25 protein-coding genes are annotated in these 24,676 nt (G+C 51.1%); 14 read left to right on the top strand and 11 right to left on the bottom strand.

The window, feature by feature from the left end; translation table 11 throughout:
* Positions 1–38: 38 nt before the first annotated feature.
* The 5 genes from SBG41_RS09145 to hypF all read left to right on the top strand — a co-directional run bounded on the left by SBG41_RS09145 (position 39) and on the right by hypF (position 6,082).
* Positions 39–926 (top strand): pantoate kinase, encoded by an 888-nt coding sequence (locus SBG41_RS09145; protein ID WP_317895238.1) that lies wholly within the window; start codon positions 39–41, stop codon positions 924–926.
* A gap of 103 nt (positions 927–1,029) precedes the next feature.
* Positions 1,030–2,235 (top strand): hydrogenase formation protein HypD, encoded by a 1,206-nt coding sequence (gene hypD, locus SBG41_RS09140; protein WP_317895237.1) that lies wholly within the window; start codon positions 1,030–1,032, stop codon positions 2,233–2,235.
* A 67-nt stretch (positions 2,236–2,302) separates the two neighbouring features.
* Positions 2,303–2,575 (top strand): HypC/HybG/HupF family hydrogenase formation chaperone, encoded by a 273-nt coding sequence (locus tag SBG41_RS09135; protein ID WP_317895236.1) that lies wholly within the window; start codon positions 2,303–2,305, stop codon positions 2,573–2,575.
* Positions 2,572–3,633 (top strand): hydrogenase expression/formation protein HypE, encoded by a 1,062-nt coding sequence (gene hypE, locus SBG41_RS09130; protein WP_317895235.1) that lies wholly within the window; start codon positions 2,572–2,574, stop codon positions 3,631–3,633. Before SBG41_RS09135 ends, hypE begins: the two co-directional genes overlap by 4 nt.
* 112 nt (positions 3,634–3,745) lie before the next feature.
* Complete coding sequence (gene hypF, locus SBG41_RS09125; RefSeq protein ID WP_317895234.1) at positions 3,746–6,082, top strand: carbamoyltransferase HypF; 2,337 nt, start codon at positions 3,746–3,748, stop codon at positions 6,080–6,082.
* 28 nt (positions 6,083–6,110) lie between these two features.
* Here the strand turns inward: hypF and SBG41_RS09120 are convergent, their stop codons facing one another.
* The 3 genes from SBG41_RS09120 to SBG41_RS09110 all read right to left on the bottom strand — a co-directional run bounded on the left by SBG41_RS09120 (position 6,111) and on the right by SBG41_RS09110 (position 7,896).
* A complete protein-coding gene (locus SBG41_RS09120; protein ID WP_317895233.1) occupies positions 6,111–6,713 on the bottom strand; it encodes a hydrogenase maturation protease in 603 nt (200 codons plus the stop codon).
* Complete coding sequence (locus tag SBG41_RS09115; protein ID WP_317895232.1) at positions 6,658–7,116, bottom strand: hypothetical protein; 459 nt, start codon at positions 7,114–7,116, stop codon at positions 6,658–6,660. The genes SBG41_RS09120 and SBG41_RS09115 overlap by 56 nt, the downstream gene beginning before the upstream one ends.
* Positions 7,117–7,503: 387 nt before the next feature.
* Positions 7,504–7,896 carry a hypothetical protein gene (locus SBG41_RS09110; protein ID WP_317895231.1) on the bottom strand — a complete coding sequence of 131 codons (393 nt, stop codon included), beginning with the start codon at positions 7,894–7,896 and terminating at the stop codon, positions 7,504–7,506.
* A 365-nt stretch (positions 7,897–8,261) separates the two neighbouring features.
* Here SBG41_RS09110 and SBG41_RS09105 point away from each other — a divergent pair, with 365 nt between their 5' ends.
* The 4 genes from SBG41_RS09105 to SBG41_RS09090 all read left to right on the top strand — a co-directional run bounded on the left by SBG41_RS09105 (position 8,262) and on the right by SBG41_RS09090 (position 13,569).
* On the top strand, positions 8,262–9,692 hold the full coding sequence (locus SBG41_RS09105) for an NADH-quinone oxidoreductase subunit B family protein (RefSeq protein WP_317895230.1): 1,431 nt from the start codon (positions 8,262–8,264) through the stop codon (positions 9,690–9,692).
* A 29-nt stretch (positions 9,693–9,721) separates the two neighbouring features.
* Positions 9,722–10,759: a DUF4405 domain-containing protein gene (locus tag SBG41_RS09100; RefSeq protein WP_317895229.1), complete on the top strand. Its 1,038-nt coding sequence runs from the start codon at positions 9,722–9,724 to the stop codon at positions 10,757–10,759.
* Between the two features lie 117 nt (positions 10,760–10,876).
* On the top strand, positions 10,877–12,832 hold the full coding sequence (locus SBG41_RS09095) for a nickel-dependent hydrogenase large subunit (protein WP_317895228.1): 1,956 nt from the start codon (positions 10,877–10,879) through the stop codon (positions 12,830–12,832).
* A 185-nt stretch (positions 12,833–13,017) separates the two neighbouring features.
* The gene (locus SBG41_RS09090) at positions 13,018–13,569 is read left to right on the top strand and encodes a hypothetical protein (protein WP_317895227.1); all 552 of its coding nucleotides are present in this window, start codon (positions 13,018–13,020) and stop codon (positions 13,567–13,569) included.
* Here the strand turns inward: SBG41_RS09090 and SBG41_RS09085 are convergent.
* The 3 genes from SBG41_RS09085 to hypB are packed head-to-tail and all read right to left on the bottom strand — an operon-like array spanning position 13,553 to position 15,111.
* On the bottom strand, positions 13,553–13,963 hold the full coding sequence (locus SBG41_RS09085) for a CopG family ribbon-helix-helix protein (protein WP_317895226.1): 411 nt from the start codon (positions 13,961–13,963) through the stop codon (positions 13,553–13,555). The two genes, SBG41_RS09090 and SBG41_RS09085, sit on opposite strands and share 17 nt — an antisense overlap.
* A gap of 20 nt (positions 13,964–13,983) precedes the next feature.
* A complete protein-coding gene (locus SBG41_RS09080) occupies positions 13,984–14,412 on the bottom strand; it encodes a hydrogenase maturation nickel metallochaperone HypA/HybF (protein WP_317895225.1) in 429 nt (142 codons plus the stop codon).
* 15 nt (positions 14,413–14,427) lie between these two features.
* Positions 14,428–15,111: a hydrogenase nickel incorporation protein HypB gene (gene hypB / locus SBG41_RS09075; RefSeq protein WP_317895224.1), complete on the bottom strand. Its 684-nt coding sequence runs from the start codon at positions 15,109–15,111 to the stop codon at positions 14,428–14,430.
* A gap of 102 nt (positions 15,112–15,213) precedes the next feature.
* Here hypB and SBG41_RS09070 point away from each other — a divergent pair, with 102 nt between their 5' ends.
* Entirely contained in the window at positions 15,214–15,630 is a 417-nt protein-coding gene (locus tag SBG41_RS09070; RefSeq protein WP_317895223.1) for a hypothetical protein, read from the top strand.
* On the opposite strand, the gene SBG41_RS09065 is transcribed toward SBG41_RS09070, so the two are convergent.
* From SBG41_RS09065 to SBG41_RS09055, 3 genes are read right to left on the bottom strand one after another with little or no spacing between them, the layout of a single operon-like run.
* Positions 15,601–16,074, bottom strand: a complete 474-nt coding sequence (locus SBG41_RS09065) for a 4Fe-4S ferredoxin (protein WP_317895222.1) — start codon at positions 16,072–16,074, stop codon at positions 15,601–15,603. The two genes, SBG41_RS09070 and SBG41_RS09065, sit on opposite strands and share 30 nt — an antisense overlap.
* Positions 16,046–17,077, bottom strand: coding sequence for a TIGR00269 family protein (locus SBG41_RS09060; protein WP_317895221.1), 1,032 nt, complete (start codon positions 17,075–17,077; stop codon positions 16,046–16,048). Before SBG41_RS09060 ends, SBG41_RS09065 begins: the two co-directional genes overlap by 29 nt.
* Entirely contained in the window at positions 17,070–17,273 is a 204-nt protein-coding gene (locus SBG41_RS09055) for a MoaD/ThiS family protein (RefSeq protein ID WP_317895220.1), read from the bottom strand. The genes SBG41_RS09060 and SBG41_RS09055 overlap by 8 nt, the downstream gene beginning before the upstream one ends.
* A 169-nt stretch (positions 17,274–17,442) precedes the next feature.
* On the opposite strand from SBG41_RS09055, the gene SBG41_RS09050 reads away from it, so the two are divergent.
* Both SBG41_RS09050 and SBG41_RS09045 read left to right on the top strand, forming a co-directional pair.
* Positions 17,443–18,333, top strand: a complete 891-nt coding sequence (locus SBG41_RS09050) for a hypothetical protein (protein ID WP_317895219.1) — start codon at positions 17,443–17,445, stop codon at positions 18,331–18,333.
* Between the two features lie 139 nt (positions 18,334–18,472).
* Entirely contained in the window at positions 18,473–19,606 is a 1,134-nt protein-coding gene (locus SBG41_RS09045) for a DUF1646 family protein (RefSeq protein ID WP_317895218.1), read from the top strand.
* A gap of 53 nt (positions 19,607–19,659) precedes the next feature.
* Here the strand turns inward: SBG41_RS09045 and SBG41_RS09040 are convergent, their stop codons facing one another.
* Entirely contained in the window at positions 19,660–20,031 is a 372-nt protein-coding gene (locus SBG41_RS09040; protein WP_317895217.1) for a hypothetical protein, read from the bottom strand.
* 151 nt (positions 20,032–20,182) lie between these two features.
* On the bottom strand, positions 20,183–21,640 hold the full coding sequence (gene gatA / locus SBG41_RS09035) for an Asp-tRNA(Asn)/Glu-tRNA(Gln) amidotransferase subunit GatA (RefSeq protein WP_397470807.1): 1,458 nt from the start codon (positions 21,638–21,640) through the stop codon (positions 20,183–20,185).
* 286 nt (positions 21,641–21,926) lie between these two features.
* Between gatA and SBG41_RS09030 the strand changes: the two genes are divergently transcribed.
* Together SBG41_RS09030 and SBG41_RS09025 are read left to right on the top strand one after the other, a co-directional pair.
* Positions 21,927–23,870 carry a hypothetical protein gene (locus SBG41_RS09030; RefSeq protein WP_317895215.1) on the top strand — a complete coding sequence of 648 codons (1,944 nt, stop codon included), beginning with the start codon at positions 21,927–21,929 and terminating at the stop codon, positions 23,868–23,870.
* A gap of 211 nt (positions 23,871–24,081) precedes the next feature.
* Positions 24,082–24,666: an archaemetzincin family Zn-dependent metalloprotease gene (locus tag SBG41_RS09025; protein ID WP_317895214.1), complete on the top strand. Its 585-nt coding sequence runs from the start codon at positions 24,082–24,084 to the stop codon at positions 24,664–24,666.
* Positions 24,667–24,676 lie beyond the last annotated feature (10 nt).

Raw genomic sequence — 24,676 nt, 5'->3', positions numbered from 1 at the left:
AGATGCTGTTATCGCTGAGCAAGTAACGGGATACTAGCATGAGTGATGAGAGCAGGAAGGTGGTACTGGAGATTCCCTTGCATGTTACCGGGTTCTGGGTTCCCGTGTGGCGTAGCGAGCCGCTGCTATCCGGTAGCCTTGGCGCAGGGCTTTTACTGGAGCCACGTGTTGTTGTAGAGGCAAGGCCATGCGATGCCTGGAACATCGAGATACGCCTAGGCGATGAGATGCTTAGAGCCCTGCCACCCGTTGTAAATGAGGTCACCAAGAACGAGGCATTGCATCCAGCATGTATCAGCATAAGCTCACCGGTGCCTCTTGGCTCGGGCTTCGCGGTCTCTGCGACGGTAGCTCTTGGCGTTTCTCTTGGCTCGGGGCTCTTAAGTGGCTTAGGCTTTGTCGAAGCAGCGGCACTAGCCCATAGAGCCGAAGTGGTTGCAGGGACAGGGCTCGGCGACGTAGTGGCAATGGTTTATGGGAGGTGGCTTGAGGCCCGCCTATCAGCTGGTGGGCCGGGGCTGGCCCGAGTTGAGAGCTATTCTGTGCCGGAGCGAGAGGTAGTGGCTGTAGTCATGGGCGAGATGAGTACTAGTGATATGCATCGATTGCTCGGCGAGAAGATTATTGATGAAGGGTCTCGCGCATTTGTGCGTTTCATTCAGTCACCGAGTCTTAGAAGCTTCTTTGAACAGTCACGGTGCTTTAGTAGACGCGTAGGAATGGCTAGTGATGAGGATGCAGAGTTCTTTGAAAGACTTAGGAGCAGGATGCTTGTCGAGAACTGGTATGTTAAGAAGAAGGTTGCAATAATCCTTCCAAGAAAGGGTAAAGAAGATGTAGTCTTCGCGGAGCTCCGTGATCACTATGAGGGTGTATACCGGTTGAGAATAACGGGCAGCGGTGTTGCGGCAAGGCTGCATGAGTAAAATATTGTGTTTATCTCGTTATCTTATACTGTCTTCGTAGAAACAAGTTTATCATCCCCAAAGCAGGAGGTGCTCCTAGTCAGCGGGGGTGGTGCACAAAGCCTTGTCATTAGGCGAGCAGCGGGCGATGCTTCTCAAGCGCCTTGAGGAGCTTCTCCGCCGCAGCGAGTATACGAGAAAAGTCGTTGAAAAGATACACCAATTGGCCCCAAAAGCTGTTGCCCGGGTAGGCCAGTCGCCGATCAAGATAATGGACTTCTGCGGCACACACGAGTACACAATAACTCATTTCGGACTACGGAGCCTCATGCCTCCGGATGTCGAGCTTATAGCTGGTCCTGGATGCCCTGTATGCATAACACCCGCTTACTACGTCGACGTGGCTATAAAGCTCAGCCTTGAAGGAATACGCGTCTTCACCTATGGTGACGCCTACAAACTCCCTGGCTCTGGAAGGCGTGGCAAGGACATACGCAGCCTCGAGGAGGCTAGAGCAGCTGGAGGAAACGTGGTAGTAGTCTATAGCACGTTAGACGCAATACGTATGGCCAAGAAGGACGGGAAGGAGAGCGTGTTCTTCGCAGTAGGGTTCGAGACCACGGCTCCCTCAACGGCAGCTCCCGTTGTGAAGGGCCACGTACCTAGCAATATGACGATCATCAATGTTCATCGCTTGACTCCGCCCATAATGAGGTATACGTTCGAAACCCACAAGGATAATCCGATACGAGGAGTCATAGCACCCGGCCACGTGTCAACAATCGTAGGCGCCAAGGCATGGAGATTCGTGGTGGATGAGTTCGGCATACCAACAGTGGTTGCAGGCTTTGAACCACTTGACGTACTACTAGCCGTCCTAGAGATATTACGGCAACACGTGGAAGGCAAGCCCAGGCTCGTCAACGAGTATACGAGAGTCGTAACATGGGAGGGCAATACAACCGCGCAGAAACAGATCAACGAATGCTGCGAGGTAGTTGACGCCGCATGGAGGGGAATAGGATTTGTGCCGAAAAGCGGGCTGGCCTTTAGGGAAAAATATCGCCATGTGGACGCGCTCCACCAGTACGGCATAAAGGACCTCTCACCCGATGAGTGGAGATACGACTTGCCACCGGGGTGTCGCTGCGCAGAAGTAACCCTAGGCCTTGCGAAGCCAACTGATTGCCCGCACTTCATGAAAACGTGTACGCCGGGAACACCCTATGGGCCATGCATGGTGAGCAGTGAAGGAACATGTGCCGTCTGGGCTCGCTTCGGCGGAGGAGGCCTTGCTGAAGACATAGCGAAAAGCCTAGGAATAATCTAGCCTCATTGGCAAGGTTACAGTTTTTCACCCTTGCTTCTCCAAAACTGAGTAGCGGGGTTCGGCCACTATGTGCCTAGGTATACCTGCAGAGGTAAAGGAAGTAAAAGGCGATATAGTGCTAGTTGATTTCGGTGACGGTGTTCTAAGAGAGGTATATGGCGGCACATATGAGGATCTCAGGCCAGGCGACCTCGTAGTAGTGCATGCAGGCGTTATAATTGAGAAGCTGAAGCCCGAGCGTGCGGAAGAACTCGTTAATGCTATAAATGAGTTCATAGAAGACCTCGAGTCTAAGGCACAACAGCTCTTCGAGTATCTTGAGAAAGGTGAAGAGAGTTGACATGGTATGTTAGGCTTTGGAAACTAATAACGCTTGCACACGGATCGGGAGGCAAGGAGACCGAGGACCTAATTAAGAACTTGATAGTGAATGCTGTTCCACCCGAGTACTGGAGGGTGGACAATGGGGCCGGGCTAGACGCCCTTGACGATGCTGCACTCATACCCCTTGATGGGGGCAAGTATATTGCGCTAACCATAGACTCTTACACTGTTAAGCCTATCTTCTTCCCCGGCGGCGACATAGGAGTCCTCGCAGCGAGCGGCACGATAAACGACCTACTAATGGTTGGGGCAAAACCAGTCGCAGCTCTTGACGCAGTTATTGTTGAGGAGGGCTTCGAGACGGAGAAGCTCAAGAAAATCATAGACAGCTATGTCAGTACTCTTGTTTCAAACAGTGTCGCCCTAATAGGCGGCGACTTCAAGGTTATGCCGAAAGGCCAAGTAGATGGAGTAGTGATAGCGTCTGCGGGTATAGGCATAGTAGAGGGAAAGCCCATTGATGACCGCGAGATAAAGCCCGGAGACAAGCTGATAGTAACAGGGTATGTAGGCGATCATGGAGCAGCAATTCTTGCCGCACAGCAAACCATAGGCGTAGAGTTCGACGTGAAAAGCGATGTGAAGCCACTAACAAGCCTAATGCTCCCACTCCTAGAGAAGTATCGCAACTACATTCACGGTGCTGGCGATCCTACGAGAGGAGGCATAGCAATGCTAGCCAACGACTGGGCGGAGAAAACTAGGACAGTAATAGTCATAGAGGAGGAAAAGGTGCCAATACGCCCCCAGGTAAAAGAATACGCGGAAATGCTTGGCGTAGACCCCTTAAGCCTTGCAAACGAGGGAGCAGCAGTCCTAGCAGTTGATGGGTCAAAGGCAGAGGAGATCCTAGACTTCATACACGGCCTTGGCTACAAGGAGGCAGCAATAATAGGCCAGGTCTACGAGCCGAAGGACCCGCATCATGCTGGCCGAGTGCTCCTCAAGAGCGTGACTGGCGGGGTAAGAATACTAGAGCCGCCGAGCGGCGAGATAGTGCCAAGAATATGCTAAAGATGGTTGAGCTTCTCGCCGCTTCTCGCAGTTAATTCCTTCTAGCCATATCCCCGTTTGTGTCAACACTTTATCATTGTTTTCCTCGCTTGTGGCGAGGCGTGTATAGGCATTGGATAGGAGAGCGCTGAAGATCAGAATTACGGGAATAGTTCAGGGCGTCGGCTTCCGCCCCTTCATATACAGGCTAGCAGTATCCCGCAGCCTCAAAGGCTACGTCCTAAACCTCGGTGGAAGCGAGGTAGAAGTATGGGTCGAGGGCAGCCCAGAGCAACTCAAGAGCTTCCTCATAGGCTTGTACGAGGAGAAACCCCCACCAGCAAGAATAGAGGAGCTAGAAGTAGAGCCCGTATCTCCGAAATGGTACCGAGGGTTCAGTATCAGGAAGAGTGAGCGAAGACGTAGCAAGCGGAGCATGATACCCCCGGACTTCGGCATATGCCCGCACTGTGTCGCAGAGATACATGATCCCGTGTCAAGGTACTACCGTTACCCTTGGAACAGCTGTGCTTGGTGCGGGCCCCGTTTCTCAATGATGTACGACATACCGTATGACCGCGAAAACACTGCCATGAGGGCATTCCCCCTCTGCATAGATTGTAGACGCGACTACAGCAATCCGGAGAACATCCGCAGGTTCCACGCCCAGGGAATTAGCTGTAAACAGTGCGGGCCAAGAACCATCGTGTACGATATGGAGGGCAACATTATCCCCGTAGACGATCCTGCCAAGTGGGCTGCAGAGCGGATAGAGGAGGGGCACATACTCGCAATAAAGGGTGTGGGCGGGTACCATCTCGCAGCGCTTGCGAGCGACGATAGTGTTGTTGCCGAGCTTCGTCGCAGGAAGAGAAGGCCGACGAAACCATTTGCCCTAATGGCGCGGGACTGTAGCATTGTTGAGAAAATAGCTATTCCCCCTTCCGATGCGTGTGCAGTGCTTAGGTCAGCTGAGCGCCCAATAATTTTGCTCCCAAGGCGAGAAGACTCCCCCGTCTCCGAGCTCGTCGCGCCTGGCCTAGACACTATTGGAGTTATGCTGCCATATACCGGGCTACAAGTCATGCTTCTAGAAGAGCTGAGGGATGGTTTCCTCATAATGACGAGTGGGAACGAGACCGGGTACCCCATGTGCACCTCTATAGAGTGTGTATTCACGCATCTAAGAGGAATAGCGGACTACGTTGTAACGCACGAGCGTGAGATAGTTCACAGAGTAGATGACAGCGTGTTGAGATATACCGATGGCGAGCTAGTGTTCTTGCGCCGTGCCCGCGGCTATGCACCTGCATGGATTCGTGTTAGGGCTTGGTTGCCGGAAGGCATAGCAGTCGGTGCGGAGCTGCAAGTAGCGGGAGCAGTCTCGTTCGAGGACAAGATAGTCCCGACGCAGTTCATAGGAGACCTTGATGAGCCCGGGCAGCTGGAGGACCTTGAGAAGGAGCTACGCTGGCTCATAAGAGTCTATGGACTGAGGCCTCGCTTCGTAGCACTAGACATGCATCCAGGCTACCATAATCGCGGCCTAGCTGCAAGGATGTCGGAGGAATATGGTGCAGAACTCGTAGAAGTACAACACCATCATGCTCACGCAGCCAGCGCTATGGCTGAGCACGGTGTAGAGCCTGGCGAGGAACACGTTGCTATAACTATTGATGGGACTGGCTATGGCTCCGACGGCACCATATGGGGCGGCGAAGTACTCGTAGCAAGCTACTCGAATTTCACTAGAGTCGCGAGCCTCTATCCCTTCCGCCTCCCTGGTGGAGAACGTGCAGTCGAATGGCCCGTTAGAGCACTAATAGGGCTGATGAAGGCCAGCGGGCTCGGGGAAGAAGAGGTAGTAGGGATTCTCGCTAAGAGAGGGCTCCTAGAGAGAGACAAACTTCCCTACGGGGAGACCGAGGCTAGGATAGCCTATAGGCAGGCTGGCCTGGATTCTCAACCTCTTACCACGAGCATGGGTAGAACGCTTGACGCGTTCTCTGCGTTGCTCCGCATAGGGTGGCACAGGGGCTATGAGGGTGAACCAGCTATGAGGCTTGAAGCAGCAGCGAGAAAGGGCAGAGACCTGGGCTTTACGCCGCCCCTCATTACTGCTTACGGGCGAGTAGTAGTTGATGTAAGGAAGCTGCTGAGCTGGGTTCTCGAAGCCATTGATAAGTATAGCGTTAGCGATGTCGCATTCACTATCCAGAAGGCTCTGGGGAGGGCACTTGGAGAAGCAGCTGCCCGTGCAGCCAAAGGCCTTGATGGTCCCATCTTTGTCTCCGGCGGCGCAGCTGTGAATACATACATAGTCCAGGGGGTAAGGGAGGCTTTGCGCGAGCACGGGCTAGAGGCTGTGCTTCAACACCGACTACCGCCAGGGGATGGAGGGGTCGCAGTCGGCCAAGTAATGGTTGCGGCCGCGAAGCTCGGGCTCCTGGAAAAGCCTAGAACAGTATAGAAACGTGTACTGTTCAATGCTCAGTAGCTTAGTCTAATAGTGGTCCATTGCACTTCTCGTCGAGAAAGCTCTTTACACACTCATAGTCTATGGTGAGTTCAAGTCCTAGATTGCCAAGTATCTCGGCTAGTTTCTTGATCGCCTTGATTCCTCTCTCTTTGACCTCTTTGCTCAAGGGCTTGTTGAAGTCAATTATCTCCGGCCTTATCCCTATGAGGAACCCCTTGCCGCTGAAAAGCGAAGCTCCCCTAGCCAGCACTAGTAGCTTCAAAGGATCGAGGCTATGTGGCTCGATACCCTCTATGGCTAATACTATATCCGCCTCGTCGAGAAGCGAAGGATCGAGCTCGTGCACAACTATGTCCGCGTCCTTTGGTGCCTCCGGGTCAATATAGGCGTCGAGGAATATCGCGTAATCGTACCCTTCTAGTAGCGTGGCGTGGCCAGGGTTAAGGGCCTGGATGGAGACCAGGTCTGTGCCTAACGATTTGACGCACTTCTCTAGGGCTTTTACAAGGCAATAGCCTATGCCGTCGTCGCCGTAGAAAGTATTTCCTGTGCCGAAAACCAATATCCTAGGCTTGGCCACAGTACTCTCTGAGCCACTGCTCGACGAGGTCTCTGCACTCATCTGTGTCACCTGGGTCGCACTCAGCGACATAGAATGGCTTATCGTATAGTATGCGCATGGCTGCAACATAGTCGTCTAGGCGTAGGCTGCCCGTAAGATTGCCCCAAAGCTCCTTGACAAGCTTGTTTGGACTAGAAGCCGCGCTCTTATTCGGCTCTACCCGCTCTAAGTAGATTCCACGCTGCCTATTATCGCGGTGTAGAGGACCAAGCAATACGATCTCGCTTGCACCAAGCCTCCTTGCCTCGTCTATTAGAGCTAGCGCGTCCATGTCAGCCTCTATTACTATGCAGTTGCCTATCCTCGTCTCGTCCCCCTTCTCCAGCATCATTGAGAGGAGGCTCTCTCCTCCCCTCTCCATCGTGTCCGGTACTACTGCTACCAGGCGAGCGGAGATACTCAAATACGTCTACCCCGCTATCCTCCAGCCCCATGTATCGGGCTATAAGCCTCTTAAGCTCCTCAGTGCTCTCGGGCTTCGCTGGCTTAAAGGTATACAATTTCCTAAGCAGCTGTTCCTCGGGCCCAGGTACGCCAAGGGCATCCCTAAGGCTCTTCTTCACCTCGCTATCAACTTCCTCGAAGAACCTATTGATGGTCCCAGCTACCCTTGCCACCTCTCTAAAAGCCTCGATAAGAGCCCTACGCCTAACTGGGTCACTACGCACGAAGAGACGCCTCCTACTTGTTCTCTACGCCTCTTGTTCCTTTATTGCTTGTATGTGCTGAGCAACTAGCTTTAAAGCCGCACCGGTTTGTCATACATGTTACTACGTTGCTGACATGATATTTACTCTTTTTTCTCCATGCTTTCCTTGTTGCTCGCTATCATCGATAGAGCGTTCTTGTAATTTTCCTCAAGTGTTCCTGTATCAAAGCTTTGACGAAGGAACCATAAGGCAGCAGTATATACTCTGCAAAGATCCTTCTTAGCCTCTTCCAGCGCCTCCTCGGGGCCACGTCCAAGCATCCTTGCGGCCGCGTAGAAGCTACTACCGACCTGTGCGAGGAAGAGTGCCGCCACGGCATCAGTCATTCGTCTCTCAGCGACACCGGTTAGTGCTGCAGCGAATGCTTGCATAGTCTCGTTTAGCCACTTGCTCCACTCCGGGCTCTCAAGGGCATTACTTATCTTTTCAATAATTTCTCGTGGATCACACTTCTCAAGAGAGAGGTCACTCATACCTTAATCGCCGCCCTTAGGGTTCACGGGGCAGCCTAATTTATTCCTCGGGACCGGTTCATCCATTACCGAGACATTTTAATCAAATATATTACTTTTAAAAAGATATAAATAAATTAATGTAGATATTTATTTGAAAAATAGTATACATTTTATGATATTGTTGTAGACTTTTTAGATATTTGGTGAACCCTTTACGGCGTTAAAGGTCACGATAAAACTTATTCAAAACTCTTTCTGTTCTGATAGATAACTTTTTAACTGGGGCCGAAAAGTAGAGATAATCTATACGTGAGAAGGCGTCGGAAAGGGAATACATAGACACTACTTATGTGCACCAGAACATAAAAGGAGGTGCACCTGGCATGACCTTAAAGCTCTCTAGGAGAGATTTCCTTAAGCTAGCAGGAACCACAGCGTTCTTCGCAAGCCTAGACTGGGGCAAAGTCGTCAAGGCAGCTGTCAACGCTGCCAAGCAGGGAGCAATTAACATAGTCTGGTTCGAGGCCCAGGACTGTGCTGGCAATACTACCGCGCTTATACAGGCTACAGAGCCCGACCTCATAACGATACTCGGCGGTGCCAGCCATGCCGTCGGCCCTGGCACGGTTAGACTCGTGTTTCACGAGACAGTGATGCTGAGCTGGGGCGAAAAGACACCAAGCTACGCAGAGGAGCTGGTAAAGAACCCTGAGAAAGCCAAGCAGCTCATAGACAGCCTACCAGCAAATGATCCTCTCAGAAAGACGCTCGAGACATTCGTAAAGCTGGGCTACAACCCCGGCATATTGCTAACAAGCCCGATAGATATCCTGAAGCTGGCTAGTGAGGGCAAGCTAAACCCGTTCGTCCTAGTAATAGAGGGCAGTATACCAGTTGACAAGAGGATACTACAAGAGCACGGGATAACCGATGTACCGGATGCTGTTGACTACTTCTGCTACATAGGCGAGGAGAACGGGCACCCGATAAGCTGTGCCGAGTGGATAAGGAGGCTGCTAAAGCACGCGGTCGCAGTGATAGCTGTCGGCAACTGTGCGTCCTACGGCGGTCTAATAGCAAACAAGGTACTAGAGAAGGACTTCATGAAAAAGATGGGCTACGATTTGTTCGAGAAATGGGGCTCCAAGGGCTGGAGCTATAGCCCCACCGGCGCCGTGGGCTTCTTCCCCGACAAGAGGAGAGGCTTCAAGGGCTTCGTAGACCTAGTACCCGAGGCAGAGCCGTTCCGCCGATTTGTTTATGGCCAGTGCAAGCTAGGCCCAGGAGAAATTAGGAGTGATTGCCGCCCAGCAGTAGCAGTACCAGGCTGCCCAGCCAACGGCAATGGACAGCTAAGGGTAATCGCCAACATGATCCTATGGGCTCTCGGCCAGCTACCACTACCGGAGCTAGACGAGCACTGGAGACCCAAGTACATATTCGGCAAAACAGTGCACCAGCAGTGTCCGAGAGCTGCATGGTACGCTTCAGGCGACTTTAGAAAGTTCCCGGGTGAAAACACCGCTCAGTGCCTCTACGCGGTCGGCTGCAAGGGCCCCATAAGCCACTGTCCATGGAACAAGGTCGGATGGGTAAACGGTGTAGGCGGCCCCACGAGAACTGGCGGCGTATGTATAGGATGCACGGAGCCAGGCTTCACTGACAGCTTCGAGCCATTCTACCAGAAGCTGCCCTACGTAGGCGCCAGCGTCGAGGAGCTAAAGAAGGACGTAGAAATCGGTGCAGCTACACTGATAGCAGCTGGCGTCGTGGCTGGCATCTGGGCACATCTACGCAGCAAGGCAAAAGAGTAAGGAGATTGCGACGGGGGTGAAGAGGAGACTTGGCGGCTTCTAGTCAGAAGCTCTGGACAGCCTATCTAGTAGCAGACCTAATACTCGTGGCGCTGCTGGTTGGCGGCAGCTGGGCCATAGTGTACTTCCTTGCCTGGATACCGCTACAAGAAGAGGGTGGCATAAGCCAGTTCTTCAAGCTGTTGTCCGAGATGAACCTTAAGAGTACGCTTTGGTGGAGAGACTTCCTTGCAGTAGCTTTCGACATACTAATCATATTGATAGGCATATTTGGCACTTGGTGGACCCTAGGCCACTTCGCGGCCTTTGCGCGAGAGCAAGGCAAGTGGCGCCGCTACTATAAGAGTGAAGAAGGCAAGCGCGACGTATGGGTGCTGAGATTCTCATTATGGCAGAGAATACAACACATATGGGTAATGATAACATTCATATTCTGCGCGTTCACTGGCTTCACGATGTATCTCGGCAATAATCCGTACTGGAAGATGCTCTATGTGAGCAGGGAATCCTATGTGGCAATACATGTTATATCTGGATGGCTGATGGGTGTAGTAGTGCTGCTACACTTCGGCTACTACACCACAAGGTTCCTGATTGACCTCTTCTCGAGATCCAGAAAGGAGAGCATTTTCGAGAAATGGCCGATAATGACTATATGGACGTGGACATTCTTCAAGAACATAATTAATAGGATGCTCTGGACAATATCGCCGCGCCTCGGCAAGATGCCGAAGGTGTTCAAGTATGACTGTGAGCAGCTCTTCGAGTACTGGGGCGTCTACTGGGGTATGGCTGTGCTTGGCATACCTGGCGCCATTATGAGCGTCTGGGGTCCCCAGGTGCTGAACGGTGTATTCTGGATAACTCATGTCAAAGAAGCTGTGCTAGCAGTAACATTCATACTGATGGTGCACATATCGTACGCACATCTGAACCCGACGATATTCCCGATGGATCCGACGTACATCCATGGCAAAATGCCTTTGCGCCGCATAAAGGAGGAGCATCCGCTCTGGTACGAGTACTTAGTGAAGAAGGGTATTGTGAAGGAGGAGGGGAAGGCTTGAGCGCTTTTGTTTTTTACGAACAACTCCACACGTCTATACTTAAATGCCCCCGTGTACAAGGTACCTCGCTCTTCGGGATATAGGTGATTAATAGTATAGGTGAGGGGTGAAATATCTATGGTAAAGCGCGAAATGATAATAGACCCTATAACGCGTATCGAGGGGCACTTGGGGCTTAGAGTAGTTGTTGATACGGATAAGAGGAGAGCAGACCCCGACAGTGTGCGCAGCTTCGTGACGATGTTCCGCGGCTTCGAGGTGTTCTCGCTGGGAAGGCCTCCAGAAGACCTGCCGCACATAACCAGCCGCATCTGTGGCGTCTGTGGCGCGAGCCACGCAAATGCAGACGTGATAGCAGCGGACATGGTGTATGGTGTCGCACCGACGCCGCTAGGCGTAGCGCTTAGGAATATGGCTTTCGCGATGACGGACCACATCTATGACCACACGATAATTCTGCTTATGCTAGAGGGCCCGGACTATAGCAGCCCCGTAGTAGGCCTCATGACTCCCAGCGTCTACGCTGAGGCAAGGAAGACGCTGGCGGAGCATAGAGACATCCACGGCTTCACAACTATAGCGGACATAATGGATGCACTAACCCCGATAACCGGCAAGATATGGCAGCTAGCGGTAAAGTTCCAGCGCCTAGCGAGAGAGGCGGGCGTACTCATCTACGGTAGGCACAGCCACCCATCAACACTCATACCCGGCGGCATTATGACGGACTTGACAAACCACGAATACTTGTTAATGGGCTACATGTTCCGCCTAGTAAAGCTAACAGCATGGGTAAAGTTCATGTACACTGTGCTCTGGGACCTCTTCGACTTCTACGCAAACAAGATGAACTATGCGGAGAACGGTACGAGCTACCACCCAGACCCAGCAAAGTCAACGGTTGGTGCGATTGGTAGTGGCGGCATCTTCGACGACCCAGAGGAGTATGCAAGCATAGGTGGCTGCGGCGCCTGGGACCGAGAATGCAGTGTCGAATGGGAAGAATTCTACAAGGGCATCGACAAGGCCGCTAGGAAGAGAATAGTCAAGCCAGGCGTAGTCCTAAGAGGCAAGCTCGTCACAGACAGTTACGCCGAGTACCAGGTCAGTATATTCGAGCACGTGCAGCACTCCTTCTACAAGGACTGGGCAGACAAGGTCCACGAGCTACCCTGGTACAAGGAGCTAGAGAAGACAGGGTTCAAGGACCCACTAGGCAACACGCTGAACTGGGGCAAGTGGGACAAGTATACTAGCGACATACTCGGAAAGACAGTGAACGCCCCCGTATTCCACCCATGGCTGAAAGTGACGATACCTAACCCAGAGGCAAGGGACTGGGACAAGAAGTACAGCTGGGCAACACACGTACGCCTCGTATGGAAGGACGGTACAATAGTCCCATTCGAAGTAGGTCCATACGCGAGAATGAGGGTGACGAGCCTACACTCGTTCAGCATCGGAAACGAGAAAGTAAGCTTCAAGAGCGGCAACGGAGTCCTCAAGGTAACGCTGCCACGCGCGTGCACGGATGAGCTACCAGCAGCCGTTTGCGAAGAGATGAGCTTCGAGTGGAAAGTACCGGAATACAGCTCTACAATATATCGCCTGTGGGCAAGAGCATTCAACATAATGGTTGACGTGGTTGCTGCCTGGACTAATCTGCTGAAGGCCCAGGAGTACATAGCGCAGGGCAAGACCTATGCAAGCAGGCCCTGGAAGAAACCCGACCGGATAACATTCGGAGTAGGCTTCACAGAAGCCCCCAGAGGAACAGTGAGACACTGGATGGTGCAGAAGAGCGGAAGAGTACTCAACATACAGATCCACGCACCAACAACTGGCAACGTAAGCCCATTCGATAAGTACGGCAGAAGCCCATTCGAGGAAAGCGCAGTCAACACAGTAGTGACCGAAGAAACCAAGCCTGAGGACTGGACCGGCCTCGACTACGTAAGAGCAATCAGAAGCTTCGATCCATGCCTTGCATGCGCGGCACACATAACATTCGTGAAGAACGGCAAACCCATAAAGACCGTGAAGAAGATGATAACTTCAACACACTACAGCTAGCAGCAAACCATCTTATTCAACAATAATTCACCCCTTTTCTGTCCCCAAGCAGTTTTTTAGAGCAAAGACTTACTACACATCCTTCATAGCCTCATTCTTCGACTTTCTCGCAAAGAATAAGGTAATAACCAGCACACAAAGTATGAGTCATGCCGGCATTGAGCTAGTAGCAGGGGGATGCGGCATTGGCTGGATCCGACCCAGCTGATATTGGTATGCAAGCAATTATTGAGGCGATAAAGAAGGGGCTCCCTATCACTGTGAAGAAGCTTGACAAGAGAGCGCTTCTAGTGATACGTGAGCGTAGCAAGGGAGTGCTTTATGCCTCTCTCGTGGAGTCTAGCGAGGGGGGCGATGAGTGTAGCTATGTCGTCTTAGACTCAGACTATGTCAGTGTATGGGGCGTTAAAGTAGCTCTAATATGCAGGGGAGAGATCAAGGAATATTACCCGTATATGGTTCCGATGGCTGTGAAGCAGCATCCTCATCTTCTTTCTCCTTTTGAGGCCGATATATGGTCTCGGAGAATTGCATTGTCCAGCAAGCTTAGGCCTATCGATAAGTACCCAGAGGTGCTTAGGCCTTTCCGAGTCCTAGGCGCTGATATAATGTATCTCGATGAGACAATGGACTATGCTGCTGTGAGAAATGATGGGGTCATCCTTGCATGGTATAACGAGTTTACGGGGAGGCTTGATGATGCAACAAAATATCTTGCAGCTATGGGGCTCCTGTAGGCAGCGGTAGGAGTGAGGGCTGGACTGCTAGTACGCCGTCAAGTCGTGTAAGCTCCTTATAGAGGTTCTTGACCTCTGAGCCCTCGCCTGCCACTAGTATTGCTAGCAGCGAGTATTCGCCGAGAGGAACGTGGATGCTTGCACGAATTATTTCTGAGAACCCACCTAGAAGCTCTATGACCTTTCTCTCCGTAGTGCTCGCTTCCTTCGGGTAAAGCACCATTATCGTCCCAGTAACTGAGCCCTTTGCGGACCACCACTTGTTAAAAGCAATAAATAGCTCAACAGCGTCCCTGACGGCTTTCGAGATACTTCCATACCCCATTTCCCTGGCTATGTTGCTAAGCTCCTCGTAGACCTTGTCGGGGAGAGCTATACCTGTTTTCACAACCACCTTGTATCATTCCTCCTTTACTACTCGTTCTCGGTTTCTATTTCAACGCTCTCTATTATTACCCCGCGCCCCTTCTCTATCTCTATGTCAGTCGAACCGCAGCGAGGGCACTTGAAGAACCTTGTAATTATGTCCGGGTGCAGATGCATAGCCGACTGTAGACCATATTTTTCCACAAGTCGTTGCAGCTCTTCCTCGCTTATGCTCCACGTGTGGCCACAGCGATTGCACCGAAACACTGGCGGATCTATAGTGTACTCTATCTCCGCATTCTCGGCAGGCGTTCCGCGTGAAGCAACCTTTAGGGCAAAGCTAAGGGCTTCGACATCGATTAGGCTGAGCATTCCTATCCTAAGCTTTATCTTTGAAACCCTCTTCGCGCCAGGCGTCTCGTTGAAGACCTCCTCTACCGCGGCAAGTATGCTGAGAGCAATACTTGTCTCGTGCAAGCCTCTGACCCGCTGCTACTTGTTTCTTGACACGTACTCTTTCATAACTCTGTATAGTTCTTCTATGCCTTCGCCCGTCCTAGCACTAGCAAGCACTATAGGTGCCTTAGGGTTTATCTCCCTAGCAGATCTGACCATATTCTCAATGTTTACTCCAACCGCTTTGGCGAGGTCAATCTTATTTATCACTATTATGTCGCTCACCTTAGTGCTTATAGGGTGCTTTACGAACTTGTCCTCGCCCTCCGCCACGCTCACAACCATTATCCTTGCGTGTGCGCCTAGGGGGAAATTGAACGGACATATCAGGTTGCCAACATTCTCTATAATCATTACATCGATTTCTTCAAGCGCTTTTTCTCCCCCAAGCTGCTTTATAGCAGCCTCTACATGTGGCACCTCGAGATGACACGTGCCTCCAGTATTTATCTGAATAGTTCTCACCCCGAGTCTCGCTATTCTCTCGGTATCAAGAGTTGTAGCGACGTCTCCCCCGACGTAAAGCATCCTCTCTGCGGGGTAGTCGCGCCTCATTACCGGTATCAAGCGCTCAATTATGCTTGTTTTTCCGCTCCCTGGTCCACCGAGGAACTCGTAAACAGTTACGCCGTACTTGTCGTAGAGTTCTCGCAGCTTCTGGGCTAGTCGCTCATTCTCAGCTATAACGTCTTTCCCCAGGAACACGACCTTCTTGACCATATTTGTACCACTCCTCCTGGAGAGGTGCACCTGGAGGACTCCCGATATATAGGGCTTTCCTCATAACCCTCCTTCCCGTGCGAGACTAGGCGGGTAGCAGCGATGCCGAGAGGAATATACAAGTACTTGGTCGAGCCCATGCCTTGTAGCCGGGCCGAGGTGCTCCGCTTCCTCGGAGAGGCATACCGGGAAGCAGACATAGCGGCAAGAATAACCAAGTGGACAACAATAAGCCTTGTCGTCGCCGCCTGGGTAGTGTTTGCCGGTCTGAGGGGCTACATGTTTTCGAGCAAACCCGTACTAGGCGTGGTTCTGGCAGCACTGGCATCCGTTATAGCTATATTCTTTGGTTATGGCTCGTACCGCAATTATCGCGACTTCGAAAGCTTCGTCAGCGAGCTAACCTCAATGGTAGAGGCAGGAGAAATACCGGTACAAGCTCTGTGTAAACAGCAGCTAGGCTTCATGAGTCCACAAGACCTAGACGACTTAAGGAGAATCGGCGCAGCGCTCAAGTAGCTTTGCTACCTTCGAGAGGTAGCGTGCTGTGCGTACAGCCTCCGCAGGCACTTCTACTAGCTCGTTGCCAGCGACTACGTAGTGTTTCCTCGGTATCTCGAGCCTCATTATCTTGAATATCTCCTCAACCATGAAGTGTAGTTGTACACAGTGCATACTGCCATCAGTTGTAACCACTGCGACCTCCTTGAAGGGTACACGAGCAAGTATGCCCGCAACCTTGAACCCGACGTGGTTCACGTGCTCTGCCTCAAGGCAGACGGTTATCTTCGCGTACTCGTCGCTCGGGAACCTCTCAAGAACCCAGGGCTTCTCTGCTTCAAGGCAGCGACCGACTATGAGTAGCTTGGGCTTGTCGCGGATGAGGCGTGACGCGGCATTAAGGTCTATAGCGCGTGGAAGCCTATAGACCATCCTACTTCCTCCCTCCTTCTCCGCGCTCAATGGCTAGCTCAACCATCCGCCTGGCCTCGGGGGGAAGACTCCGTATTCGATCCTCGCTCAGCTTCAGTATTCCTAGCTCTAGTTTGAGCTGACAAGCCCTACAGATAGGATGAGCTGATGGCTCCCCACATATTGCGCAGGTATAGAGCTGCTCGTTTTCACCATAGCCCTGCTTCCTTAGCAGCTCTATCGCGGTCTCAAGGCTACGGAGAAGCGAGTACTTGGCCCCAGGGCTTCTCTCCTCCAGCTGGTTGATCATCTTCCGTACAACCCACCGTATGCTTAGAGGCGCGTAAGGACACTCCTCGAACCCGTCGTAGAGCCCGTGGAGTATAGCGTAGATTGTCGTCTCCTTCTCCAGTATCTCGTAGAATGGCTTGACTTTGCGCACGAACTTGGGGTGGGTTGCTGGCCCCGAGACCGGGCCCAGGCGGACGATCTTGGCCCAATCATTCCCTATAATGTTCATGAGGTAGGTTTGCACTACGTCGTCCAAGTTGTGCCCCGTAGCAACAACAGTGCCCCCAAGCTCCCGTGCAGCCTTATTGATAAGATACCTTCTGAACACGCCGCAGTATGTGCACGGCAGGTAGGGGAGGCCGCGTTCTCTTCCAATGCGCACTATCTCGTCAAGAGTATAGCCTATCTCGTCTTTGAACCGGACTATCTTGTAATCGATATTGTTCTCCTCCACGAAGCGCAGGAAGCGCTTAATCGTGTACTCCCGATACCCCTTGATCCCCTCGTCTATGAGGAGGGCCGTCACCTTCCAGCCCGGCACACGCTTAGAGAGATTGTGGAGGAAGTGGAGAAGGGACATAGAGTCCTTGCCGCCCGATACGGCAACAACTATGTGCTCCTTCGGCCCAAACATCTTGTACTTCCGCATAGTCCTGCGAACTTTTCGGCCAAAGTACTCTATGAAGTGCTTCTCGCAGAACGCTAGCCCCGAGGCACGGGACACGTATATCGCTGGCCTACCGCACACCGAGCACTTAGCCACCCGACACCACCGGGTACAGTACTAGCTCGTCACCATCCTCCAGGACAGTGTCCTCTGCTACAACCTTTCCCCTACGCACAACAACGTACTCGTTCTCAAGCAGCCCGAGCTCTCTAAGAACATCAACAACCCTCACACCTTCACGATACTCTACTTGTTTCTCGCCATCCCCTAGTATCCTCACCTTTATAGCCATGGAGTTCTCTCCTCACCAATGCCTCACGTCTGGATAGGACTCTATAACATGCTTGCCCTCTTATATGGTTCTAAAAACGCAACAAGCACACTATTAACGCTCTTCTCCAAACCCAAATAATAAGAATATAATTGTGAATAGTCGCCACATAGTACGGGGTTAGCAGGTATTGGAAATACCCCTACTCCTCTTACTGCTCTCAGCAATACTATTCTATTCATTAACGCCCTTCTTCCTAGGCACACTCCTCAACTACAACTTGATAGCTGAATGGGTTAACGAGCTGCCTCCTCACCTAAGCTTTCCGGAGCCAGGAAAAGAGCTAGCAGTAAAAGCACAGCTTAACGGGAGCACCATGTTAGTACAACTCCGTGACAGAAGCGCGTGCAGGCTCTACGCCTACTCGTCTCCTCCCGCATGGGAAGCGCCAATATTCGGGAACGAAACCCCGACAATACTCATGGGGTTATTAGTTATAGCGGAAAACCCCCTTACAAAGGAATGCAAGGGCGCAAACCTCACCATAACGATACCGATCAAAGAGGAGCTTTTGGAGAAGTTCCAGGTACTCAAACTAATAGTCAATGGGGAAACAGCCGCCAACATAAGCCTTCCCGGCACAAAAGCCAAACCACCTACATACACATTGGGAGGGTCTTTCCCGTTCTTCGACCGAGATGTAAGGATCTCCATCAAATGGGCAAGCCTTTACAGAGGAAAACTGTTCGTCTGCTTAGCAGCTACACATGATGCCAGTGGAGACTATATATCACTGGTAGATACCCCGCCCGACGTCTACAAAATCCATACCACTAAGCCAAGCCCTGTCCACGTGTACAAGCTAGGAGAAATGACGATTGTTGAGATTCATATACTAGCACTCAGGGACATATTAGTTCAGCCAGCAGCAACTTGTACTCCTATACCATTAGCAATAGTTGTAGGTGATACTAGTGCACCAATTTACGTAAAGGTTTATGTTAACGGAGAGCTAGTTGCAACAAAACTCGTTGCAGCAGAGGAGCCACCCACTGGATGTGAATCATGTATGCCCCAGTAGTAGATCAGTAATGGAGCCCTGCTCCTGTTTAGAAGAATGCTTTTGCTGAGCGCCTAAAGCTTCTTAATTCCCATGTACTTGTTACGAGAATGCGAGAAGCAGGTCCGGCCTTCGGCCCTGCTGGGAGTGGTGGGTGATTATGGAGCTTATTGCTCTCAACATAGGGCAGCCAGTGATTAGTGTCGTAGCAACGTTGTTCGCAATACTTGTTGCTGTACTCGTTCTTCCCCTTGTTTCCAGAAAGGTTGAGGAGAATCTTGAGCCCTTCTTCCTCGTCATGGGTATTATAGCTGTAACAGCTATTTATCTCGCAGGAATATTGCCGGGAAGCGAGGTACCCAAGCTCACTAAAAGCGCCCTCTTAGCACCACTCATGATACATGGAATCCCAATAGGTATAGCTGAAGTAGTGCTTATCGCTGGGCTGGCTTTCTATTACTATTATCGCCCAATATACCGTGGCATAGGCAAGCTGCTGACAAGGCTGGGGCTACGCGGCTTCATATTCATAATAGTCCTTATCCTTGGCCTCACGAGCAGCATAATCTCGGTAATAGTTGCGGCAGTAATATACTCCGAGATAATGGCTGCCCTTCCTCTCCCTAGGTCGAAGAAGGTAGAGATCACAGTCCTAGCAGCGTTCGCGCTAGGTATGGGGGCTGCCCTTACTCCCCTCGGAGAGCCCTTGGCAACAATAGCTGTACACAAGCTCGCAGGCCCACCCTACCATGCTGGCTTCGACTTCCTCTTGAAAACCCTCGGCGACCTCATAATACCCGGCGTGGTAGTGGTATCACTCTATACGGCGATAAGGGCTGGGAAAGGGTTCTCAGAGAAGATAAGCACTGACTTATTCGATAAACTCGAGTATGGCGAGACGCTGAGAAGCGTCGTGATGAGGGCTGTAAGGGTCTACATCTTCGTAGCAGCACTCGAGCTCCTGGGAACAGGATTCACGCCTCTCGTCGAGTGGTACTTCTCGAAGATACCGGCCTACATACTATACTGGGTTAACATGATATCAGCAGTTGTTGATAACGCGACACTGACAGCAGCAGAGATAGGCCCATACCTAACAATAGACCAGATAAGAGCAGCACTAATAGGCCTCCTAATCTCAGGAGGTATGCTGATACCGGGCAATATTCCAAACATTGTTGCTGCTGCAAGGCTCCGCATAACATCAAAGGAGTGGGCTCGCATAGGTGTCCCATTTGGCTTAGCGCTCCTAATGGTATACTTCATAGCACTAGCTATCATGGGTGCCTTCTAACAGGGAGCGAATACAAACAGACAAGGTTAAAGAGAGGAAGAGACACCATCTTTTTAGAAAAGATCATCCCCACTAACTATTCTTCTAGGCTCGATAGCTATGTACGCTTGCCCCCTTTCCACGTGTATTGTTTCTGCGTGGAAGACAACCCAGTTCTCCTCGTCAACGTCTAGTGCGAAGTCGATTCCTCTGCGCTTCCTATAGATGTGTGCTCCGAGCTTGAAGAGGTATGAGGCCAAGTCGCGGAGCCCGTAACCCGTTGGAACACGGATAAGGATGAGCTCGTATTCGAGGCGGAGGATGACCTCGCCTCTACTCATGTACGCGTAGGCCTCTATGTCGTCGAATAAGAGCCTTATGGATTCGAAAACCTGCTCTATGCGAGGTATAGTCCTCCTATCTCGGGCATCCAGTACCTTGTTCACATGCGCTCACCCAAACGAATCACGCATAGGGGCTGTGACGCTTGGCCTCGTAGTAATGGTGGGAAGCCTGGCACAGATATTTCAGCTTTGTCCCTCATTTAGTACAGTTTTCCGCACTATTAGTAGCGGCTAGAAGGGGTCGCTTGCACCACTAATTCGTGGGGACGACCAGGTTCCGCATACCTGTAGCAGCCTCAAGCGCGCCTCCTAGGAGGAAAAGAATTTTCTCGCCAAGCGGTTTAGACACTAGCTGCACACCCACCGGTATGCCAGAGACGCGCGCAACAGGTGCTACGAGAGCAGGGAGCCCAGAAAGATTCGCGAGCACGTTTGCAAGGTCGAGTGCATACATTTTCTCCGGGTCGTCAACTACCTCTCCGAGCCTAGGAGGCATAGTCACGGCCGAGGGTAGGAGAAGCGCATCGACGCCTCGGAGCAATTCTAGGAGCCTATCCCTTACCAGCCTCCTCACCTTGAGCGCACGTATATAGTACTGGTCACGGTAGCCAGCGCTAAGCATCCACGAGCCAAGTATGATCCTCGTCTTTACTTCGAGGCCGAAGTACTTCGCCCTTATTCTCGAGTAGTACTCGTTCCAACTCTCCCACGGCTTCGGCTCCTCCTTGGGGCCGTACCTTATACCGTCGTATCTAGCCAAATTGCTGCTGGCCTCAGCCATTGCTATAACGTAGTAAGCGGGAAGCGCGTAATCTACAACCTCGTCTCCCAGCCTCTTCTCGGAAACCTCTACACCCATCGAGCCAAGCTTGTCCGCAGCCAGCTCCAGCAACCCTCTGATCTCCGGGTCGACTCCCGGATGCTCGAGGAAATCACTAATGAGTAATACCTGACGATCACCGGCCCCTTCCTCTAACCCCTTTTTAGCTATCTCAGCGAAGCCCCGGGCATCTGTGCGGAGACTAGTAGCGTCCAAAGGATCAAACCCAGCGATAACCTCCAGGAGGAGAGCCAGGTCAACTATATCTCGGGCCATGGGCCCAATCTGCTCAAGGCTATCAGCATAAGATACTAGCCCGTAGCGAGACACAAGCCCATAGGTCGGCTTAAGCCCGTAGAGCCCCGTCCAGGAAGCAGGCAACCGGATACTGCCACCAGTATCGCTACCAAGAGCAAGAGTAGCCATACCAGCAGCAACGGCGGCGGCAGAGCCGCTACTACTGCCCCCAGGAACCCGCTCCAACTCCCAAGGGTTACGCGTTGCACCATAAGCGCTCGTCTCACCTGTAGAACCCATCGCGAACTCATCCATATTGGTCTTCCCGATGACGACTGCCCCGCTCTCCCTCAGCCTCTTAATGACCGTAGCATCGTAGGGGGCAACGTAGTGCTCAAGCATCTTCGAGCCACAGGTAACCCTCAGCCCCTTCACATGGATATTGTCCTTGACAGCTACAAGCACGCCAGCCAGCTTGCCGCCACGGCTAACAGCCTCCCTAACCTCCTCCATGACCTCTTCGCGGCTCCTCAACGTGATGAACGCGTTGATACTGGGCTCAAGCCTCTCAATACGCTCATACACTGAGCCGACATAATCCTCCACGCTAATATTACCCTTGGCGAGCTCTTCGCGAACCAGCCACGCCGGCATCCTATAAGGCTCCAAACCCATAACCCAGATAACGACAGGCAAGAACACGGCATAAAATACCCTTTAATTTTCAACAATACTTAAATAATGCTATACCAAATACAAATATAGCGATACCTCATATAGGATTATAGCGACATAGCATTGAGGACGAGAAAGAAGTCTTTATGCTATACAACAACACAAGTTATAAATGTTATGCCGATTAATGTCTCTACTTGTGTTGTTGTATAGCATAAAGACTTGGTACCCAGCCATGGTATCTCTTCCTAAAAGGGGCTTTGTATTGAAGCTCTCAACACTCCTGCTAATAGCCATACTAATAACCAGCGTATCAGCGGCCGCACTCTACATCATACCTATTAGGCTCGGCCAGCCAGATAGGCTCACCATAACTATCAAGGATGTTGACAAGATCGTGCCGCATACCGGTAATCTCTATGGCTGGGTAGAGGTATACGGATCAGCGCCCGGCATCTTCGGCCTACACGTCTCAAAGAAAATAGCTCCAGGCGCACGTAGCGTAACTGTTGAGCTACCCTCGTCAAAGATAATAAAGATGTCAAAAACAGCCATGACGAAGATAGCTCAAAAACTCCCACCACGTATTAGCGAGTCGTCAGCCGTTACAGTAACACTATTCCTATACGACAGTAAAGGAAACCACTTCATAGCATCAGCAGTCATAGGGAGCTACGATATCGCCCTCAAAGACTTCCACGGCGACAGAATAAAGGCCTTCAATGCTGTAAAGAACGACCCTTACTACATATACACGCGTAGAAAAAGCCTTACACTAACACCCGCCATGTTCGCAGTGACGAATGCGACCCCCACATACCACTACATAGTACACAACATCTACAACATGAGCAGTGGAAAGACAAGTATCAAGACTTTCACGGCGCCCAGACAAATAAGTGTTGCAAGCTACTCGCTATCATGCTACGACGTCATAACTATTGATAACTATTGGTCCTACAACACAAACTACGGCTTCGACTTCGATGACGACGACTTCACAGCCATAAGCGAACTATATACCTCAACAGCATCGCAAGATTTCATGAACAGAGTTGTAGGAGCTAACCCGGTAACAGTCTACGACAAATTCCGCAAGGTGTTCAGCACATCAGTGTACGTCCCGACAACATGCGCATCACCGGTTGACGCAGCAATTAGCCACTGGTACCGCGTAAGCCCAGGCGTTAAGAAAATGAATGAATTCTTAACAGAACTAATGGGTTATAGCGTAGGATGGATAAGTGTTACACCAGAAAATGGTGTTGAAACATTGCATGATATGCCTATAGTAGTTCTAACAGGTAGTTGCGGGTATAACTGTATAAGTTTGCCGAAAATAGCGGCATCAATAGCCGTTGGAAAGTTTCATTACCATAAATCTGGTGTAACACTTCTTGGCATGCTTATACTTGGAAATGAGCATCAAGATTTCACTGTTGATCCGGGAAGTGCAACACTTTCTCCCGAAGATGCTTCTAATGGTTTTGTATCATATGTGGAAGCAGACATTACAAGGACATGGAAAGGCGATGGAGCAGTTGTTGACTACTATATGGAGAAAGTCTATATATACAGCTATAATGATGGAACTTATTATTCGTTCTGGCGTATAACGCCAATTATAACGTTTACGCCACTTTACGACGATGCTTTTACATCGGTAAGAAGTACTTCAACTTTTCCTCAAGACTATAAGTACAATGACTTCTATAACAAGTACTCTGAGTTAACGAGCACAATCAGTATCACGCCAGTAAAGATATATGATAAGGTTGTGACGTATTATGATAGTAGTAGTGAATTAATAGATAAGGTGGCTTCTAGCTCCTTTAACTCCGATGCAATGGCAGGTCTTGTCACGGGTGTTGCACCCATCATAAAGAAAGTAATAACCACTATAGCTCCGAAGGCTCTTAACAAGCTACTAAGTACTGCTAGTGTTGTACTGAGCTATGCATATACAAATATGAATGCCGAGGCAACAACGATTAAACTTGAAAGAACTAGCAAGACTTATCCCGGTGAACAAGTACACGTAGTTATTTACAAGTATGAGCAGTACTTAGGCTACGATAGTACTGCTGATGTTACATACTCTCATCCACCGTTTGTGATAACGTATGAAATTAAGTTTAACCCAACAAGTGGTGGGCCACCGCCTCAGCCACCATATTTGCCGACTGAGAAGGATCAGCAGGCAGGTTAGTAGAGGGGTTCTAGCGCCATCGGACTATTCCTCAACTTTTTTTTGTTTGTCTCTGTCCTGTCTCTCTATTGGGCTATGCTGCTATGTATGCTTCTGTTAGGGGTTCTCGGCGTTTTATTGCAGCGGTTATTGGTGCTGGTTTATTCTTGCTAGCTTTTCTGCTACACTTGTTGGCTTATCTTGGCCAGCACTAGGAGTATGGTGAGGGACGTTGTCGTCTCGTCTACTAAGGCTCCTACTCGTCTCTATGAAGGAGGACATGGATGTTCTTAGAGTGCTTGGCCGCCTTCTTTCAACCGTCTATGTGAACGCTGAAGTCATTCTAGCTGATGAGGTTCTGAGTCCCCCGCTGGAGGCTTATGACGCTGCTAGGGGCCAGTATAGGAGCGAGCACATTCTCTACCTTGCGGCCGGGCTGCGAGAGGCCGCCGAGGCTGATGCTGTGCTCGTTGTTGCTGGCATAGACGCCTACGCTGATGGGCTCAACTTTGTTTTCGGAGAGGCTCTTCTCGGCAGAGGTGCTGCGGTGGTCTATACTCCTCGTCTCCGCCCAGAGTTCTATGGTGCTCCACCGAGCAACGAGTTATTCATGGAGAGGTTGCTGAAGGAGAGTATGCATGAGCTCGGCCACGCCTTCGGCCTAGAGCACTGCTCTAACCCGTTATGCGTGATGAGCTTCAGTAACAGTATAGTAGAAGTTGACCGCAAGGAGGCAGCCTACTGCACTAGGTGCGCCTCAAGGCTCAGAGAGAAAGGAGTCGTTGTATCTCCGAGCCGCGTGCTGCCGGGCGATTAGGGGCGAGAGA

This window comes from Pyrofollis japonicus (assembly GCF_033097485.1).
Lineage (GTDB): Archaea > Thermoproteota > Thermoprotei_A > Sulfolobales > Pyrodictiaceae > Pyrofollis > Pyrofollis japonicus.
The sequence above is the reverse complement of the archived record's forward strand: the minus strand, read 5'-3'. Positions and strand labels throughout refer to the sequence as shown.